Raw genomic sequence first — 16,160 nt, 5'->3', positions numbered from 1 at the left:
CATGGCCAAGAAACCCACTAAACCCAAGCAAAAGCCGGCCGAGCCCGAAAAAAAAGCGCGCGTGCACAAAGACCTCGAAGGCTTTGAAATCGGCGTGAACCCGCTGGGCGAAATCACTTCCAACTACTCCATCGAGCAGATAAACGAGTTTTTGGGCCGCCACGTGCGCGACAAAAAGATAGTACATCGCGAAGGCAACTTTGGCGAGGAAGCCCAGGCCCGCGCCGCGGCTGCCGCGGCTAGCGAAGCGCGCGAAGAAGAAGATGAGGATATTGACGCCGCCGAAGCCGAAGAGCCCGAAGAGTCGGACGAGGAGTTTATGAAGCGTACCAGCCGCGAGTCCAAGCGCAAAAAAGACGGCGCGACCGACGCCGACGAGGCTGCCGAAACCCGCGCTGAGCTGGAGTAGCCACCGGCTTGCCCCTAGGGCCTTTGCCAGTGGCAAACCCCCTAGGGGCGGCGCTGTAATGCCGGGCCGCCGCCGGGCGATGCAGCAGCTGCCGTTGACCGGTACTTCACCCCTAACAACTTTGGCCATGCGCTCGCACGACGTTGACTACCGCATCTTAGGTACTGATATTCAGCTACTAGAAGTAGAACTGGACCCCCAGGAAACCGTGGTGGCCGAGGCCGGCGCCATGGTGTATATGGACGAAGCCATCGCGTTCGAAACCAAGATGGGCGACGGCTCGGAGCCCGACCAGAGCATCTTGGGCAAGCTCTTCAAGGCGGGCACGCGGCTGCTGGTGGGCGAAAGCCTGTTTCTGACCCACTTCACCAACCGCGGGGCCTATGGCCGTAGTCGAGTGGCCTTCTCGGCGCCCTACCCCGGCACGATTATTCCCATCGACCTGGGCACCATGCCCGCGGGCCTCATCGTGCAGAAAGATGGCTTTCTGGCGGCGGCCAAGGGCACGGCTATCAGCCTGCACTTCAACCAAAAGCTCGGAGCCGGCTTGTTTGGCGGCGAGGGCTTCATCCTGCAGAAGCTCACCGGCGATGGCAAGGCGTTTGTGCACGCCGGCGGCACCATCGTCGAGAAGCATCTGCACAATGAATTGCTGCGCGTCGATACAGGCTGCATCGTAGCCTTCGAGCCGGGCATCGACTTCAGCGTGGCGCGGGCTGGGGGGCTCAAGTCGATGATATTTGGCGGCGAAGGGCTGCTGCTAGCCACCCTGCGCGGTACCGGCCGGGTGTGGCTGCAGTCGATGCCCGTTAAGAAGCTCATTCAGGCCCTGGCCCCATGGGGCGGCAACGCCAAAAAAGAGAGCGGCTCGGTGCTAGGCAGCTTAGCGGGCAGCTTGTTCGACGAGTAGGGGCCTAGGGCCCGGCGGTGAGCCTACTTGCTGGTGGCTACGTGGTAGGCAATGGTGCCAATAGCTACTAGCAGCGCCACCACGAGCAGGCCCACGGCGAGCAGCACCCGGCGGCTGGGCGCCTGCACGGCCGCTAGCTGCTTGGCACCGTTGAAAGAAGAGCGGCGCAGGCGGGGCTGATAATCAGCGCGCAGGCGCGAATGGGAGGAATGGGCGGGAGAAGCCATAACTAAAGAGAGCGAAAGGCCGCGGATAGAATAATAAAGTAGGTAATTATAAAGTCAAAAGTACGTAACTGCTAGCGTCTTCGGATGTAGGGCGGGCCCTAGGAGGGGTGCAAATTAAGAACTACTTGGCTGAATACAAAAGTTGCATTATTTAGCTATAACCTCTAGCATTCGGCCGTGACCATTGCCTTCGCTCCGAGCTACGTGCTGCCGCTGCCGCCGGGCCACCGCTTTCCGATGCTGAAGTACGAGCTGCTGCCCGAGCAGCTGCTGCACGAGGGCACGGCCACGGCCAGCAATTTTTTTGCCCCCGAGCCGCCCCCGCTGGCCGACGTGTTGCTGACGCACGAGGCCGGCTACGTGCACCGCCTGCTGCACGGCCAGCTGACGCGGCAGGAGGAGCGGGCCAGCGGCTTTCCGTGGAGCCCCGCCTTGGCGCACCGCGAGCTGGTGCTGCTGGGGGGCACCATCGGCTGCGCCCGGTACGCGTTAGAAAACGCCAGTGTGGCGCTCAATATTGCCGGGGGCACGCACCACGCTTTTGCCGGGCGCCCCGAAGGTTTTTGCTTGCTCAACGACCAGGCGGTGGCTGCCAACTGGCTACTAACCCACGAGGGGGCTAGGGTGCGCCAGGTGCTCATCATCGACCTGGATGTGCATCAGGGCAACGGCACGGCCGCTTTATTCCAGCACGAGCCGCGGGTATGCACGTTTTCCATGCACGGGGCGCGCAACTTTCCGGGCCGCAAGGAGCAGTCCGATTTGGATATTGCCTTGCCCGACGGCACTGGCGATGCCGAATACCTGGCCATGCTACTCGACGTACTACCTGGTTTACTCGACGGGCCGACGCGCCCCGATTTCGTATTCTACCTCAGCGGCGTTGATGTGCTGGCCACCGACAAGCTGGGCCACCTCAGCCTGAGCCGCGCGGGCTGCCGCCGCCGCGACGAGCTAGTGCTGAGCGCCTTGCGTCAGCGCAACCTGCCCACCGTAGTGTGCATGGGCGGCGGCTATTCCGAAAAAATAAGCGACATCGTGGAGGCGCACGCCAATACCTATCGAGTGGCCGCCGACCTGTGGGATTAATGGCTAACTATCAATCACTAATCGTTAGTCACTAATCATTAAAAAAAGCCCCGCCTCCTTGCGGAAGCGGGGCCTAGGGCAGTTTAACCAGCGCTACTAGCTATTTTGGTTGGAAGGGCGGTTGGGGTCGTTCTCGGTGCCGCTGAAAGTCTTCGAAAACCAATCCTTAATGTCGTCGATGGCGTGGCCGGTTTTCTTTTGCAAGTCGCCAAACCACTCATCCTGCTTGCCTTCGTCGTAGGTCAGGTCGTCGTCCGTAAGCTGGCCCCACTTCTGCTTGGCGGCGCCTTTTACTTCATTCCAGTTGCCGCGAGCGCGCAGCTCGGTGCTGTCGTTGACATTATTGTTGTTAGCGTCCATGACTGAAAAGTGGTTAGGGGTGGGGTAGTATGAAAGAAAGCGAGTGCTTATGTGGCTTTCTACGGTGGGGCTTTGCGTAAGGTTGGGGCCGCGCACGGGCCAAGCGCTAACGCTCATAGCCGGGCCTAGCCTCCCAGGTGGCTCCAGCTAGCGGATGGCACGGCCGGCGGCGCCTCGTGTAGGTTGTTGGCATAGCGCACCAGTGATGCCCTGGACCCGCACCAGGCGATTTTTATGTGAGTGCGGGACTTTCGTTTAATCAGGTTGTAATAGATAAAGTACTGATTATAAAAAGTTTTATTGGATATAATTCGACTTTGCCCAAGTAGGCCAAGCGGTATCTTTGGGCGCGGCCGGGGCTGCCCGCGCCACTTGCGCTACCTCCCGTTGCCATGGATGACCTCCGCCTGACGCTGCAAACTCTTTCGCCCGACGACCGCCGCGACTTGGCGCAGTTCATTCAGTGGCAGCGCCGCAAGGCCACGGGCCGGCAAGATTTGCGCCTGCTGGCCCTGCTGCTGCAGGCGCGCGAGTGGTCGTCGGCCGAGCTTATCGACAAGCTGTATCCGGGCGAGCCCAACCCGGCCGCCTACTACGCCCTGCGCAAGCGCCTGCTGCGCCACCTCACCGACTTCCTGCTGCTGCGCCAGCGCCAGCTCGATGACACGGCCGCCACCTCGCTGCGCGGGCAGCTCTCGCTGGCGCGCTACCTGTTTGAGGCCGGGGTGCCCCGCCTAGCCTGGAACCTGCTGCGCAAGGCCGAGAAGCTGGCCCTGGACAACGAGCAGTACGAGCCGCTGAATGCGGTGTATAACCTGCAAATTCAGTACGCGCACCTGCCCCACGCCGAGCCGCTGGACGAGCTGCTGGTGCGCCGCAACCGCAACAAAAAAGCCGCCGACGAGGAGGAGCGCGCCAGCATTGCCGATAGCCTACTGCGGCAGCGCCTGCGCCAGGCGCGCGTGCACGGCCGCGCCGTGCCGGCCGACGAGATTTTGCAAAGTATCTTGAAAGAGTACGACTTGCAGGAGGCGTTTGCGCGCTCGCCCTCGCTGCTGGCCCGCCTGCTGAGCATTACGCGCAGCGCCATGCTGGTGCGCGGCGACTACGCGGCCTTTGCCCAGTTTGGGGAGCGCTGCTACCGGCTGATGGAGCGGCGCCACGGCTTTGCGCCTGCCCAGCGGGGCCACCAGCTGCGCCTGCTTTATATGCTGGCCCACGCGCTGTATCGGGCGCGGCGCTTTGCCGAGTCGGTGGCCTACCTCGAGCAGGGGCAGGCGGTGCTGGCGGCGGCCGGCCAGCGCTTTGCCGAGCTAGGGCCGCGCTTCGGCTTTCTGCTGGCGGCCAACTACGCCTTCTTGCAGCGCAATACCGAAAGCATCGGCATGCTGGAGCAGGCCTTGCAGCGCAAGCCCCCGCTACTGCCGTCCGACCAGCTCACCGCCCGCCTGCAACTGGCGTTTCACTACTTTGCCGAGGGCAGCTTCGCTAAAGCCAACCAGACGCTCATCAGCCTCGACCGCACCGACCACTGGCTGGAGCATAACCTAGGCCTGGAATGGCTGATAAACCATAATATCGGCGAGCTGCTCATTCAGCTGGAACTAGGCAACCCCGACCAGGCCCTAGCCCGCGTGCGCGCCGTCGAGCGCCGTCTGCACGAGCAATTTCCGGGCAGCCCGGCCACGGCCGAGGCGCCCGCCGCGCCCCTAGGGGGCCGCTACCAGCCGGTGCTGCGCTACCTCGAGTGCGTGCGCGCCCTTATTGAGGAGCCGGCCGTAGTGCGCCAGCCCGAGTTTGCGCAGCGCGTGGCGGCCATCCCGGCTTTTGTATCGTCGGAACGCGAGGACTTGCAGGTGCTCAGCTTCTACGCCTGGCTGAAAGCGCGGGTGCTGGGCCGGCCCTACTACGAAACCCTGGTGTGGCTGGCGGCCAAGTAGGCCCTAGGGTACTCAGGTAGCGGCTAGCCGCACGATGTCGCGCACTTCTAGCACGGGCTGGGGGGCGCCGCGCTCGGCGGCGTGCAGCATGGCCAGCCCCAACTCGCGCAGGGTACTGCCGTAGCCTAGGCGCCGCACCAGCGGAAACAGCCAGCCCAGCCAGCGGTACATCTTCAGCACGTGGCGCTGGCCGCGCTCGGGCTTCAAAAAGCCCGGCCGAAACATGTAGGCGGCCCGGAAGCCCAGGGCCAGCAGGTCGGTTTCGGTGCGCCGCTTCACCCGCGCCCACATGGACCGGCCGCCGGTGCCCGCCCCCGAGATGTAGCAAAACGTGGCCTGCGGCGAGTGCCGCACCAGCGTGCGGGCAACGTGCAGCGTCAGGTCGTAGGTGAGGTGCGTGTACTCAGCCTCCTTCTTGCCCACTGACGATACTCCGGCGCAGAAAAAGCACGCCGTGTAGCCACTCAGCTCGTGCTCAATGCTTTCCAGATTAAAGAAATCGGCTACCAGCAGCTCGCGCAGCTTGGGGTGCTGGTGGCCGCTGGGTTGGCGGCTGATGCTCAGCATCACTTCGACGTTGGGCTGGCCTAGGAGCGTGAGCAGTACGCCTTCGCCCACCATGCCAGTGGCGCCGGTAAGAATGATTCGCTGGGGCATTGGGCAGGAAGTATCAGGTAGTGAGTGACTAAAGGGGCCAGCTGCCGCAAGCAAGTATGGCCCTAGGCCTAGTCTCAAGCGCGCACTCGCTTACCAATCGGCGCCGGTGCCGGCGGTGAGCGGGGTAGTGAGGGAAAACTGCAACGTGGCGGCCGCCTGCCCAACGGCTTCCTCAAACGCCTTGCGCTGGCGCGTGGCGTAGGAAGAGCCGGTAGCCTTGGGTGGGGCTTCGCTGAGGAAAAGCGCCTCGGCCGGCCGGTAAATAGGCGGTTCGGTGCTGCTGGTGGTTACCAGGGTGAGTTCCTCCAGGCGGTACTGGTAGCGCCCTTCCCGCAGCGCTACCCGCGCTAGGAAGTAGAGCGACTGCGGCGAAATATCGTAGGCACTGTTAATGGCTTGCATGCCGGCTACCACCAGCACATCGGTACCTAGCTCGCTGACCATAACTGGGGGCTTATCAGGAATGCCTACCCGGGCGGCCCACACGCGGGCGCGGGCCAGTAGGCTGGCCTGCGCCACGCCCGGCGCCGGCACCACGGCCGTGTACGTTACCAGCCGCGTGGTAGCATCGACGGGTACGGGCGCCATTAGCTGCTGGGCACCAGCCGGCCCAGTGGCCAGCAAGAGCAAAAACGCAAATACTGCCTTCATGAGTTGCAAACCAAGTGGCGAGGGCCTAGGGAAAAGTGGGGGCTACAACTCCTTGCGTAGCCGGGCCACTGGGATGTTGAGCTGCTCGCGGTACTTGGCTACCGTGCGGCGGGCAATGTTATAGCCGCGGGCATTCAGCATCTTTTCCAGCTTGTCGTCGCTTAGCGGGTGGTCCTTCTTCTCGTTGCCGATGAGGTCCTTGAGGATGCTTTTCACCTCGCGGCTGCTGGCGTCCTCGCCGCTGTCAGTAGCAATACCTTCCGAGAAGAAAAACTTGAGCGGGTAGATACCGTGCTCGGTCTGGATGCTCTTGGAGTTGGCCACCCGGCTCACGGTACTGATGTCCATGCCAATCTGCCCGGCGATGTCCTTCAGAATCATGGGTTTGAGCTTCGAGTCATCGCCGGTCAGGAAGAACTCGCGCTGCATCTCCACGATGGCCGACATGGTGCGCAGCAGCGTGTTTTGGCGCTGCCGGATGGCGTCAATAAACCACTTAGCCGAGTCGAGCTTCTGCTTCACGAAGCTCACGGCCTCCTTCATCTTCTGGTCTTTTTTGGCGGCCTTGTCGTAGGTCTGCAGCATCTCGCGGTAGTCGCGGCTCACGCGCAGCTCGGGGGCGTTACGGGCGTTCAGGGTCAGGTTCAGCTCACCGTTGTCGTTGGTGAGGATGAAGTCGGGCATCAGGTACTGCGCGCCGCCCGCGCTGCCGCGCCCGCCGCTCACGGGGCCGCTGCCGCCGGGCTTGGGATTTAGCTTGAGTATCACGGCCACGGCTTCCTTTAGCTCGTCGTCCTCTAGGTCGAGCCGCTGCTGAATGCGCTGGTAGTGCTTCTTAGTAAACTCGTCAAACGTCTCGGTAATAATGCGTTCGGCGTTTTGGGTGGCCTCGTCCTGGGGGCGGCGCTCTAGCTGCAGCAGTAGGCATTCGGGCAGGCTGCGGGCGGCAATGCCGGCCGGGTCGAAGGCTTGGATAACGTGGAGCACGCGCTCAATATCGGCCTCACTCACCTCAATGTTCTGGCTGAAAGCCAGGTCGTTGGCAATGGCGGCCAGGTCGCGTCGAATGTAGCCGTCGCCATCAATCGAGCCAATGAGCTGCTCGCCAATGTGTTGCTCCAGCTCGTCGAGCTGGGCGTAGTGCAACTGGTCGAGCAACGAGTCCTGTAAGCTGGCGCTGGTGTCGGCCAGCGGCATTTCGCGCTCCTCCTCGTCGCCGGGCCCGTCGCCTTGCATCTTGTAGCCCGCAATTTCGTCGTCGTTGAGGTAATCGCTGATGTCGGGCTCGTGGTTTTCGGTGTCGAGGCCGGGGGTTTCGGGCTCGGTGCTGGGCTCGGCGCGCTCGTCGGCATAGTCGTCGGGCCCTAGGGTGTCGTCGGCTGCCTCGCTGCCGCCAAAGTCTTCGTCCAGCGTAGTGTCGTCGCTGTCGAGCGAATCGTTGGGGTCGTCGGCCTCGGGGGCTTCGTCGGCAGTATCGTCGGCGTTGTCGTCGCGCTCCGCTTCGTCGCCATCGCCTTCTTCCAGGGCCGGGTTCACTTCCATTTCCTCCTTGATGCGCGTTTCCAGCTCGGCCGTGGGTATCTGCAGTAGCTTGATAAACTGAATTTGCTGGGGCGAAAGGCGCTGGGATAGGCTTTGGGTAAGGTCGAGGCGTTGCATAGCAGCTAGGAGACTAGTAAAAGTGGCCGGGGGGCCGGGGCGGACGAAGTAATTACGTAGTAGCGTTGGGCTTGGTCGTGCCTAAATACTGCGAAGGTCGGGCTGGGGTTAGCGCTAAGGCGCGTATAAGCGCGCAAAGCGGCCTTATTTTTGCGGCCCAACCCGCTTTTCTTCGCTTATGCCCCCCGAAGCCCTCCGCCGCTCCCGCGTCAACGACCTGCTGACGAGCACCGACCTCAACCGCGACGTGCTGGTGAAGGGCTGGGTGCGCACCCGCCGCGGCAACAAGTACGTGCAGTTCATTGCCCTCAACGATGGCTCGTGCCTAGCCACGCTGCAAGTAGTGGCCGACCTGAGCAAGTTCTCGGAGGAGAGCCTGAAGGACATCACCACCGGCGCCAGCGTGGCCGTGCGCGGGCAACTGGTGGCCAGCCAGGGCAAGGGCCAGGCCGTGGAGGTGCAGGCCGAGGAAATTACCGTGCTCGGCACCGCCGACCCCGAAACCTACCCGCTGCAAAAGCGCGGCAGCGACCAAAAAGGTATCTCACTGGAAGCCCTGCGCGACATTGCCCACCTGCGCCCCCGCACTAACACCTTCGGGGCGGTGCTGCGCATCCGGCACGCGCTGGCCTTCGCCATCCACCAGTATTTCAACGAGCACGGCTTCTACTACGTGCACACGCCCATCATCACGGGCTCCGACGCCGAAGGTGCCGGCCAGATGTTCCGCGTCACCACTCTGCCGCCCGAGCACCCGCCGCGCACGGCTGATGGCTCGGTGGATTTTGCGGAGGACTTCTTCGGCAAGCAAACCAACCTCACGGTGAGCGGGCAGCTGGAAGGTGAGCTGGCCGCCATGGCCCTAGGGCAGGTGTACACCTTCGGGCCTACCTTCCGGGCCGAGAACTCCAACACTGCCCGCCACCTGGCCGAGTTCTGGATGGTAGAGCCGGAAATGGCCTTCTACGACCTGCCCGACAACATGGACCTGGCCGAGGACTTCCTGCAAAGCCTGGTGCGCTACGCCCTGCAGCACTGCGCCGCCGACCTGCAGTTCCTCCACGACACCTACGACAAGGAGCTGCTCGGCCGCCTGCAGTTTGTAGTCGACAACCAGTTCCAGCGCCTCACCTACACCGAGGCGGTGGAGATTCTGAAGACGGCCAAGCAGAAGTTCGAGTTTCCGGTGGACTGGGGCACCGACCTGCAAAGCGAGCACGAGCGCTACCTGGTGGAAAAGCACTTCAAGAAGCCGGTTATCCTGACCAACTACCCGAAGGATATCAAGGCCTTCTACATGAAGCTCGACGACGACGGGCGCACCGTGCGGGCCATGGACGTGCTGTTTCCAGGCATCGGCGAAATCATCGGCGGCTCGCAGCGCGAGGAAGACCTAGGGAAGCTCGAAGCCCGCATGGCCGAGATGCACGTGCCCGCCGACGAGCTGTGGTGGTACCTCGACACCCGTCGCTTCGGCACCGTGCCGCACTCGGGCTTCGGCCTGGGCTTCGAGCGCCTGGTGCTGTTCGTAACCGGCATGGGTAATATCCGCGACGTCATCCCCTTCCCCCGCTACCCCAAAAAGGCAGAGTTTTAGGGGATAAATACTGCGAACGATAGCAACTATCTAGCACGTCATTTCGAGCTTGTCGAGGAGTCTCGCTTGCGCCGTCAGGAGCACCCTAGGCGGCGCCGAGTGAGGTTCCTCGGCAAGCTCGGGACGTTCTTAATAGTGCTATGAAACACCTGCTTCTGCTGGCCCGGGCCCACGGTATGCAAACGATGGGCGAAACCTACCTCCTCTTTCCCTGCCTGATAGGGTGGCTACGCCAGCACGGCAACAAACACAGCACGTTCCGATTGCCGGCCGCCGTCAGCGCCGACAAGGCGCCGTGGCCGCGCCCAGCGCCCGCTACCTGGGCGAAGGCCTGGCCTACATGGCGGTGCCGGAGTTCACCTCGGACAACAACGAGCGCCAGATAGCACTCGCCGGTGAGCTGCAAACCCTTATCCGGCAGCTCGATACCGAGCACACCGTCACCGGGTGGGTCGTGGATTTATGCGGCAACGGCGGGGGCAATATGCGCCCCATGCTGGCGGGCCTAGGGGCGCTGACGGGCACCGGCACCCTGGCGTACTTTGTAGCGGGCCGCTGGAAGAAGCCCATTACCTACCGCGAGATGGTCGCGAGCGTGAACGGGCGCAGCCAAGGTGCTCGCTTGTCGCCCGCGCAGCCCCTGCGCCGGCCCGCCAGTCCGGTGGCGGTGCTCATCGGCCCTGGCACGGGCAGCAGCGGCGAAGTGACAGCAATGGCCTTCATCGGCCGGCCCGCCACGTGGCTGTTTGGGCAGCCCTCGGCGGGCTATACCACGGCCAACAACCTCTTCCGGCTGCCGGACGGCGCCGAGCTGGACATCGCTATGGTTAACGAGGCCGACCGCCCCCACCGCGTGCGCACCGGGCCGCTGGTGTCCGATGAACTGGTGCCCGCCGCTCCGGCTGGCGCCGCCGATGCAACGCTGGACGCGGCTGCCTCCTGGCTGCGGCAGCCGGCGCCGGCGGGCAAGTGGTAGCAGCCCTAAGGCTTCACGGCTGGCCCTAGGGCCAACCCGGCCGCCCAGCCTTGCGTTCAGCAAAGCCACCTTACTACGCCCGTTATGATTTCCGAAATAGACCTTGTTGACTCGGCCAGCCTGCCCGAAGGCGGCCTCCAAACCTTCGCTGCGCCGAATGACGGCCCCAAGGTGCTGCTGACGCGGCAGCAGGGCCAGGTGCACGCCTTCGCCCCCAACTGCCCGCACTACGGCGCCCCGCTGGAAAAGGGCAAGGTGGTGGCCGGCCGCCTCGTCTGCCCCTGGCACCACGCCTGCTTCCGCGTCGAGAACGGCCACCTCTGCGAGCCGCCTGCCCTCGACGACCTGCCCGCCTACGAAGTGCGCGAGGCCAATGGCCGCATTCTGGTGCAGGTGCCCCCTAGCCCCACCGCCAGCACCGACAAGCCCGAGGCCACGCCCACGGCCGAAGTGGGCGGCACCCCGCCCGCCCCGGCTGATGCCAAGCCCGCCGATACCCACACCTTCGTCATCGTGGGCGGCGGCGCGGCCGGCGAATACGCCGCCCAAACCCTGCGCCAGGAGGGCTTTACGGGCCGCCTGGTGCTCATCTCGGCCGACGGCGCGGCGCCCTACGACCGCACCAAGCTCAGCAAAGCCTACCTGGCCGGCAAGGCCAAGCCCGAGGGCCTGCCGCTGCGCCAGCAGGCATTTTACGAAGCGCAGAAAATCGACTTTATCGGCGGCGCCGAAGCCACCGGCCTCGACCTAAATAAGCAGGAAATCAGCCTAAAGGGCCGCCCGGCCGTGCACTACGACCAGCTGCTGCTGGCCCTGGGCGCCACCCCCAACCGGCTGCCCAAGCTGCCCGGCCACGACCTGCAAAACGTGCTGCCCCTGCGCACCCAGCAGGACGCAGACGCCCTGCTGGCCGCCGCTAAGGAGGCCAAGCAGGTGGTAGTTATCGGCAGCAGCTTCATTGGCATGGAGGCCGCCAGCAGCCTCGTGGAGGGGCGCGCCGTGACCGTGGTGGCCCAGGAGAAGGTACCCTTCGAGAAAGTCCTAGGCCCCGAGGTGGGCGCCATGTTTCAGAAGCTGCACGAGGAGAAGGGCGTAAAATTTGAGGCCGAAGCCGAGGTGGCTGAGCTGCTGGGTGACGACGGAAAAGCGAGTGGCGTCAAGCTGAAATCCGGCCAGATTCTGCCCGCTGATTTGGTGGTGCTGGGCGTGGGCGTGCGCCCGGCCACCGACTGGCTGCAGGACGCGCTGCCCCTCGAAAAAGACGGTGGCCTCAAAACCGACCAGTACCTGCAAGTAGCTAAGAACGTGTACGCCGCCGGCGACATTGCCACTTTCCCGCTGGCCCTGGCCGGCGGTCAGGCCACCCGCATCGAGCACTGGCGCCTGGCCCAGCAGCACGGCCGCACCGCCGCCCGCAACATGCTCGGCAAGCAGGAGGCCTACACCGCCGCCCCCTTCTTCTGGACGCAGCAGTACGGCAAGAGCCTGCGCTACGCTGGCCACGCCACGAAGCCCGACGAAACCCGCATCCTGGGCGACTTGGCCAAGCAGGAGTTCCTGGCCCTCTACATCGAGCAGGGCCGCATTACGGCCGTGGCCGGCATGGGCCGCGACGCCGACATGATTTACATCGCCGAACTGCTGAACAACAACCAGATGCCCGCACCCGCCGAGGTAAGCGACGCCACCAGCTGGGCCGAGCTGGCGGGCTAGGGGGCAGAAGAAGCCGCTAACAAGCGCGTCATCTGCTCGGCTTCGTAGTACTGAAGGGCGTTGCGATGGGCTAGGTAAGCAGCATGTTCGGGCTCTAAGGCCTTGGCATCCCAACTGCCAGTCAAGTATTCCTGCTGATACTTAGCGGCCAATTGGTCGATAGCGGCGTGGTCTGCGTCGGTGAAGGGGTGGTAAAGCTGGAATACTTGGCTGGTAAACCAGAACTCGCACTCAGGCAAATTAAATTCGGTCATCATTAGTACCACAGTCCGGCGCTTTTCCAGCTCCTGACGCAGATTGAGCTTTTCTACTTCACCCTCCTTGCGCGCCCCATTGGTTTTATCGCTGGAATCGGGAGCGAAGGCAGTGCGGTTGTAAAACCAGATGCGCGAATCAGTGGCAAACTCTTGCTGCAAATACGGTACAAATTGCGTTAGGCCCCAGCAATAGCTGTCGCTAACCAGCAGCAAAGAAGGCTGGCTTTGCCCGGCGCGTAGTGGTTCAAAATGAATGTGCGGGTAAGCTAAAGGGGTAATTTCCTTGCGCCATAATAAATTGAGTGTCTGGCCTAAGTCGTTGTCGGTGCCTCGCAGCAAGTCACTGGCTCGCACAATATCCGGGCGGCCTACCGGCCGAAAATCGCGCAATTTGTAGTGGCCACTAGCTTCGAGCTGCCGCAGCAAGGTGTCGGCTATCAGGGTAGTTGCGTAGCCGCTCCAATGGGTGCCACCCCGCGGATAGAGCGGATACGGTTTAGTGCGTTTCCAAGCGGCGAACAGCTTTACACAGTCAAGCAGTGGTAAGTGGCTAGCTTCTGCCTGACGCGTAAATAGGTCATATTTGGAGGTAGTAGGTGGCGAATGTGGCGGTAAGTTCTCGGGCTCGAAGCGGGCTTTGCTGGGCGCTAATACAAACAGAAAGTTGATGCCATGCTGCGCTAAGTCATGCTGTAACATCTTGATTCTTATAACTTGATAGCGTACGTCATCGGCTGTCATCACATCCTTTCCTAAATAAGCCTGAATGTAGGTGGGCATGAACAGCACCCCATTTTTACCTAGCAGTACATCCGGCGAGCGAGTGATACTGAAGCCTGAAAACACTAATTGATTATACAGCCGTACCAACCAAGGGCGAAATCCTAAATGGTCAGTGGTATATGTTTCGAGAGCGGGCTGCAAGCGGCCAGTTTTCAATGCCTCCCAATTAAATTGGGGCGCGGCAGCCTCGGCAGTTACGCCGCCTAGGGCTCCCATTGGCACCAGAGGCCAGTAGGCTTGTATGGCTGGTAGCAGCAACAGCAAAAAGAGCAAGCCTATCACTAAGCGCTTGCCCAGCATCCCTGGTGGGCGAAGAGTAGAAGACATTAGAGCGAATAGCTAAAAACGGAAATAAATAAAAGGGTTGAACGAGCTGCTAACCAGTGAACTAGTGCTAACTAGCAGCAGCGCAGCGGACACTGCCGCCAGCGCCACCGAGCGCCGCCATGACAGCGTATGCGCCGCGTACAGGCTCAAGTTGCGGCGCTCCAGGCCCGGCACCACGTTCATGAAAGCGAAGAGGGCCCCTAGGGCCAGCAGGGTCCAGAACTGCGCATCGAACTGCTGCCAGCTGGCCGGCACCACGGGCGCCGCCACGGCCGGGCCGCCCCAGCCCACGTCGGGCACGGGCGGAGTTTGGCCCAGCATACGTCCCGCGTAGGCCAGGGCGCCAGCCAGCGTTTCGGCCCGGAACAGCACCCAGCCTACTACGGTGATGGCAAACGTGGGCAAGATGCTAAGTGGCCCTAGGCGGCGGTAAACGCGCAGTAGAAAGAGCCGCTCCAGCACCAGAAAGACGCCGCGGTAGGCCCCCCAGGCCACAAACGTCCAGGCGGCGCCGTGTCACAAACCCGAGAGCACGAACACGGTGCATAGGTTAAGGTATAAGCGGCTGGGCCGCACCCGGTTGCCGCCCAGGGGCACGTAGAGGTAGTCGCGCATCCAGCGGCCCAGCGTGATGTGCCAGCGCTGCCAAAACTCGGTGATGGAGCGCGCCACGTAGGGCGAGTTGAAGTTTTCGGGAAACTGAAAGCCCATGAGCCGCCCCAGGCCGATGGCCATGTCGGAGTAGCCCGAAAAGTCGAAGTAAATCTGGAACGTGTAGGCCAGCGCGCCTACCCACGCCAGGCCAGTGGGCAAGGCCTCGGGCGGCAGGGCAAACAGGCGGTCGGCCTGCTGGCCCAGTACGTTGGCAATCAGTACTTTCTTGCCTAGGCCCACCATGAAGCGGAAGAAGCCCGCCAGCTTCTCGTCCACTGTGTCGAAGGCCCGGCGGTCGGTGAGCTGCCCGGCTATTTCGTGGAAGCGCACGATGGGCCCGGCTATCAGCTTGGGAAAGAGCATGATGTAGAGCAGGAAATCCCAGAACGAGCGTAGGGGCTGGTTCACGCCCCGGTATACATCAATGGTGTACGTCAGCTTTTCGAAGGTGAAAAAGGAGATGCCGATGGGTAGCACCACTTTTTCCCAGGTCAGCTCCCCGGCGCCGAAGTAGCCGCGCACCGCGCTCACGTTGTCGAGGAAGAAGTTGGCGTACTTAAAGTAAAAAAGCAGGCTGACGTTGAGCAGAATGCTGATTATCAGAAAAATACGCTGCTTCCACCGGGCTGGGGTGGCCGCCATGGCCCGAATGAGGAAAAAATTGACCACCACCGACCCCAGGAAAAGCCCCAAAAAGCTGAGGCCGCCCCAGGCGTAAAACAGCAGGCTGGCCCCTAGGGCAACCGCGTTTTTGAAGCGTGCCGGCACCAGCCAGTACAGCGCCAAAAAGCTGGGTAAAAAGTAGAAGAGGAATAGCGTGCTGCTAAAAACCATAGGGGGTAAAAGCAAAGAAGCTGCCCTTGCGAAAGAGCAGCTTCAAAGCTACGCGCCTAGTCACAAGTAGGGTAGGGGCCGGGCCTAGCGGCCGCCGCGCCGGCCCCCGCCGCCAGGTTGGCCGCCGCCTCCGTGGTTGCCGCCACCAAAGCCGCCGGGCTGCCCCCCACCGGGCTGGCCACCCGGGAAATTGCCGCGCTGGGGTTGGCCGCCCCCAATGCCCCCACCCGGGAAGCCGCCGGGCGCCGCGGGCCGGTTGCCGAAGCCCCCGCCGTTGCCGGGGTTGTTGGGGCTAAGCTGGCCCGGATTGCCGCGGTCGCCAAAGCCATTGTTGCCGGGCAGCCTGCCGCCCCCGCGGTTGTCGCCGAAGCCTCCGGGCTGGCCGTAGCCGCCGCGGTTGTCGCGGCCCCCGCCGTAGCCAGGGCGGCCGTAGCTGCCCCGGTCGCCGAAGCCATTGTAGCCTGGCCGGCCGTAGCCGCCGCGGTCATAGCCATATACGTGGCCTGCGCCGTACTCGTGGCCATAAAACTGGCCAGGGTAGCCGCCGCGCCGCCAGCCGGTTACGTACTGCGGGTAGCGGTTGCGGTACGTGCTAATGTAAAGCCAAGGCTGCGGCCCCACGTAGCTCACCGGGTACGGGTGAAAGTAATAAGGGTCGTAGCCATCGAGGTAGGGCTGCTGCACCCACTGCTGGCCGTCGAACACGATATATACCTGGTTATAAATGTCGTAGTACCCGTCAATCTCCGGGATGTAGTAGTACTGCGTGCCCGCCTGCACGGGTGGCCCCCAGGCGGGCGCCCCAATTTGCACGCCTACGCTCACTTGCGCGTGCGCGGCAGAGGGGGCAGTAAGGGCCAGGCCGGCGCCCAGCGCAACAGCAAGCAAACGAAGCGAGCGTTTCATACTTAATGAAAGAAAAGAAGCGGCAGTAGCGCCACCAACGATAAGGCAAGTAAAGTGCCGGTTTTTAGGAAACGGGCTCCCTAGGGTACTGCGGCGGACCAGCGGGCGAAATATGCCGACGAAAGCCGCCCCACGCTCCCAGCCAGCGGTGGCCGGCTAGCCAATGGCTGTACGCAATTGGGGGGGCTAGGGGCCCGGGGCGGCCGCCGGG

The 16,160-nt window shown here is 62.9% G+C and carries 16 protein-coding genes; 7 read left to right on the top strand and 9 right to left on the bottom strand.

Annotated elements, in window-relative coordinates; genetic code table 11:
- The first annotated feature begins 1 nt into the window (after position 1).
- The gene (locus tag HHL22_RS16800) at positions 2-409 is read left to right on the top strand and encodes a hypothetical protein (protein ID WP_169532575.1); all 408 of its coding nucleotides are present in this window, start codon (positions 2-4) and stop codon (positions 407-409) included.
- A 127-nt stretch (positions 410-536) separates the two neighbouring features.
- Positions 537-1,319, top strand: a complete 783-nt coding sequence (locus HHL22_RS16795; RefSeq protein ID WP_169532574.1) for a TIGR00266 family protein — start codon at positions 537-539, stop codon at positions 1,317-1,319.
- 23 nt (positions 1,320-1,342) lie between these two features.
- Here the strand turns inward: HHL22_RS16795 and HHL22_RS16790 are convergent, their stop codons facing one another.
- Positions 1,343-1,546 (bottom strand): hypothetical protein, encoded by a 204-nt coding sequence (locus HHL22_RS16790; protein ID WP_169532573.1) that lies wholly within the window; start codon positions 1,544-1,546, stop codon positions 1,343-1,345.
- Between the two features lie 177 nt (positions 1,547-1,723).
- Here HHL22_RS16790 and HHL22_RS16785 point away from each other — a divergent pair, with 177 nt between their 5' ends.
- Positions 1,724-2,635, top strand: coding sequence for a histone deacetylase family protein (locus HHL22_RS16785; RefSeq protein WP_317172682.1), 912 nt, complete (start codon positions 1,724-1,726; stop codon positions 2,633-2,635).
- Between the two features lie 96 nt (positions 2,636-2,731).
- On the opposite strand, the gene HHL22_RS16780 is transcribed toward HHL22_RS16785, so the two are convergent.
- A complete protein-coding gene (locus tag HHL22_RS16780) occupies positions 2,732-2,995 on the bottom strand; it encodes a CsbD family protein (RefSeq protein ID WP_169532572.1) in 264 nt (87 codons plus the stop codon).
- 392 nt (positions 2,996-3,387) lie between these two features.
- On the opposite strand from HHL22_RS16780, the gene HHL22_RS16775 reads away from it, so the two are divergent.
- Positions 3,388-4,935 carry a hypothetical protein gene (locus tag HHL22_RS16775; protein ID WP_169532571.1) on the top strand — a complete coding sequence of 516 codons (1,548 nt, stop codon included), beginning with the start codon at positions 3,388-3,390 and terminating at the stop codon, positions 4,933-4,935.
- 12 nt (positions 4,936-4,947) lie between these two features.
- On the opposite strand, the gene HHL22_RS16770 is transcribed toward HHL22_RS16775, so the two are convergent.
- The 3 genes from HHL22_RS16770 to rpoN form a co-directional block, all read right to left on the bottom strand.
- The gene (locus tag HHL22_RS16770) at positions 4,948-5,592 is read right to left on the bottom strand and encodes an NAD-dependent epimerase/dehydratase family protein (protein WP_169532570.1); all 645 of its coding nucleotides are present in this window, start codon (positions 5,590-5,592) and stop codon (positions 4,948-4,950) included.
- Positions 5,593-5,682: 90 nt separating this feature from the next.
- Positions 5,683-6,243, bottom strand: a complete 561-nt coding sequence (locus HHL22_RS16765; RefSeq protein ID WP_169532569.1) for a hypothetical protein — start codon at positions 6,241-6,243, stop codon at positions 5,683-5,685.
- A gap of 42 nt (positions 6,244-6,285) precedes the next feature.
- Positions 6,286-7,902, bottom strand: a complete 1,617-nt coding sequence (gene rpoN / locus HHL22_RS16760) for an RNA polymerase factor sigma-54 (RefSeq protein ID WP_169532568.1) — start codon at positions 7,900-7,902, stop codon at positions 6,286-6,288.
- 178 nt (positions 7,903-8,080) lie between these two features.
- Between rpoN and asnS the strand changes: the two genes are divergently transcribed.
- The 3 genes from asnS to HHL22_RS16745 all read left to right on the top strand — a co-directional run bounded on the left by asnS (position 8,081) and on the right by HHL22_RS16745 (position 12,188).
- Positions 8,081-9,499 (top strand): asparagine--tRNA ligase, encoded by a 1,419-nt coding sequence (gene asnS / locus HHL22_RS16755; protein WP_169532567.1) that lies wholly within the window; start codon positions 8,081-8,083, stop codon positions 9,497-9,499.
- A 295-nt stretch (positions 9,500-9,794) separates the two neighbouring features.
- Positions 9,795-10,475: a S41 family peptidase gene (locus tag HHL22_RS16750; protein WP_169532566.1), complete on the top strand. Its 681-nt coding sequence runs from the start codon at positions 9,795-9,797 to the stop codon at positions 10,473-10,475.
- Positions 10,476-10,559: 84 nt separating this feature from the next.
- Positions 10,560-12,188, top strand: a complete 1,629-nt coding sequence (locus tag HHL22_RS16745) for an FAD-dependent oxidoreductase (RefSeq protein WP_169532565.1) — start codon at positions 10,560-10,562, stop codon at positions 12,186-12,188.
- On the opposite strand, the gene HHL22_RS16740 is transcribed toward HHL22_RS16745, so the two are convergent.
- The 4 genes from HHL22_RS16740 to HHL22_RS16730 form a co-directional block, all read right to left on the bottom strand.
- Positions 12,185-13,555: an alginate O-acetyltransferase AlgX-related protein gene (locus HHL22_RS16740; RefSeq protein WP_169532564.1), complete on the bottom strand. Its 1,371-nt coding sequence runs from the start codon at positions 13,553-13,555 to the stop codon at positions 12,185-12,187. The two genes, HHL22_RS16745 and HHL22_RS16740, sit on opposite strands and share 4 nt — an antisense overlap.
- A 12-nt stretch (positions 13,556-13,567) precedes the next feature.
- Entirely contained in the window at positions 13,568-14,050 is a 483-nt protein-coding gene (locus HHL22_RS23750) for an MBOAT family O-acyltransferase (RefSeq protein WP_206680738.1), read from the bottom strand.
- Positions 14,051-14,071: 21 nt separating this feature from the next.
- Positions 14,072-15,043 (bottom strand): MBOAT family O-acyltransferase, encoded by a 972-nt coding sequence (locus HHL22_RS16735; RefSeq protein WP_206680737.1) that lies wholly within the window; start codon positions 15,041-15,043, stop codon positions 14,072-14,074.
- An 84-nt stretch (positions 15,044-15,127) separates the two neighbouring features.
- The gene (locus tag HHL22_RS16730; RefSeq protein WP_169532563.1) at positions 15,128-15,949 is read right to left on the bottom strand and encodes a hypothetical protein; all 822 of its coding nucleotides are present in this window, start codon (positions 15,947-15,949) and stop codon (positions 15,128-15,130) included.
- Between the last annotated feature and the right edge of the window lie 211 nt (positions 15,950-16,160).

Source organism: Hymenobacter polaris (assembly GCF_012927305.1).
Lineage (GTDB): Bacteria > Bacteroidota > Bacteroidia > Cytophagales > Hymenobacteraceae > Hymenobacter > Hymenobacter polaris.
The sequence above is the reverse complement of the archived record's forward strand: the minus strand, read 5'-3'. Positions and strand labels throughout refer to the sequence as shown.

Bases quoted from the DNA above. Each gene is read 5' to 3' on its own strand.
- HHL22_RS16800 (WP_169532575.1), top strand. From the start codon at position 2: ATGGCCAAGAAACCCACTAAACCCAAGCAAAAGCCGGCCGAGCCCGAA.
- HHL22_RS16795 (WP_169532574.1), top strand. From the start codon at position 537: ATGCGCTCGCACGACGTTGACTACCGCATCTTAGGTACTGATATTCAG.
- HHL22_RS16790 (WP_169532573.1), bottom strand. From the start codon at position 1,546: ATGGCTTCTCCCGCCCATTCCTCCCATTCGCGCCTGCGCGCTGATTAT.
- HHL22_RS16780 (WP_169532572.1), bottom strand. From the start codon at position 2,995: ATGGACGCTAACAACAATAATGTCAACGACAGCACCGAGCTGCGCGCT.
- HHL22_RS16775 (WP_169532571.1), top strand. From the start codon at position 3,388: ATGGATGACCTCCGCCTGACGCTGCAAACTCTTTCGCCCGACGACCGC.
- HHL22_RS16770 (WP_169532570.1), bottom strand. From the start codon at position 5,592: ATGCCCCAGCGAATCATTCTTACCGGCGCCACTGGCATGGTGGGCGAA.
- HHL22_RS16765 (WP_169532569.1), bottom strand. From the start codon at position 6,243: ATGAAGGCAGTATTTGCGTTTTTGCTCTTGCTGGCCACTGGGCCGGCT.
- rpoN (WP_169532568.1), bottom strand. From the start codon at position 7,902: ATGCAACGCCTCGACCTTACCCAAAGCCTATCCCAGCGCCTTTCGCCC.
- asnS (WP_169532567.1), top strand. From the start codon at position 8,081: ATGCCCCCCGAAGCCCTCCGCCGCTCCCGCGTCAACGACCTGCTGACG.
- HHL22_RS16745 (WP_169532565.1), top strand. From the start codon at position 10,560: ATGATTTCCGAAATAGACCTTGTTGACTCGGCCAGCCTGCCCGAAGGC.
- HHL22_RS16740 (WP_169532564.1), bottom strand. From the start codon at position 13,555: ATGTCTTCTACTCTTCGCCCACCAGGGATGCTGGGCAAGCGCTTAGTG.
- HHL22_RS16735 (WP_206680737.1), bottom strand. From the start codon at position 15,043: ATGGTTTTTAGCAGCACGCTATTCCTCTTCTACTTTTTACCCAGCTTT.
- HHL22_RS16730 (WP_169532563.1), bottom strand. From the start codon at position 15,949: ATGAAACGCTCGCTTCGTTTGCTTGCTGTTGCGCTGGGCGCCGGCCTG.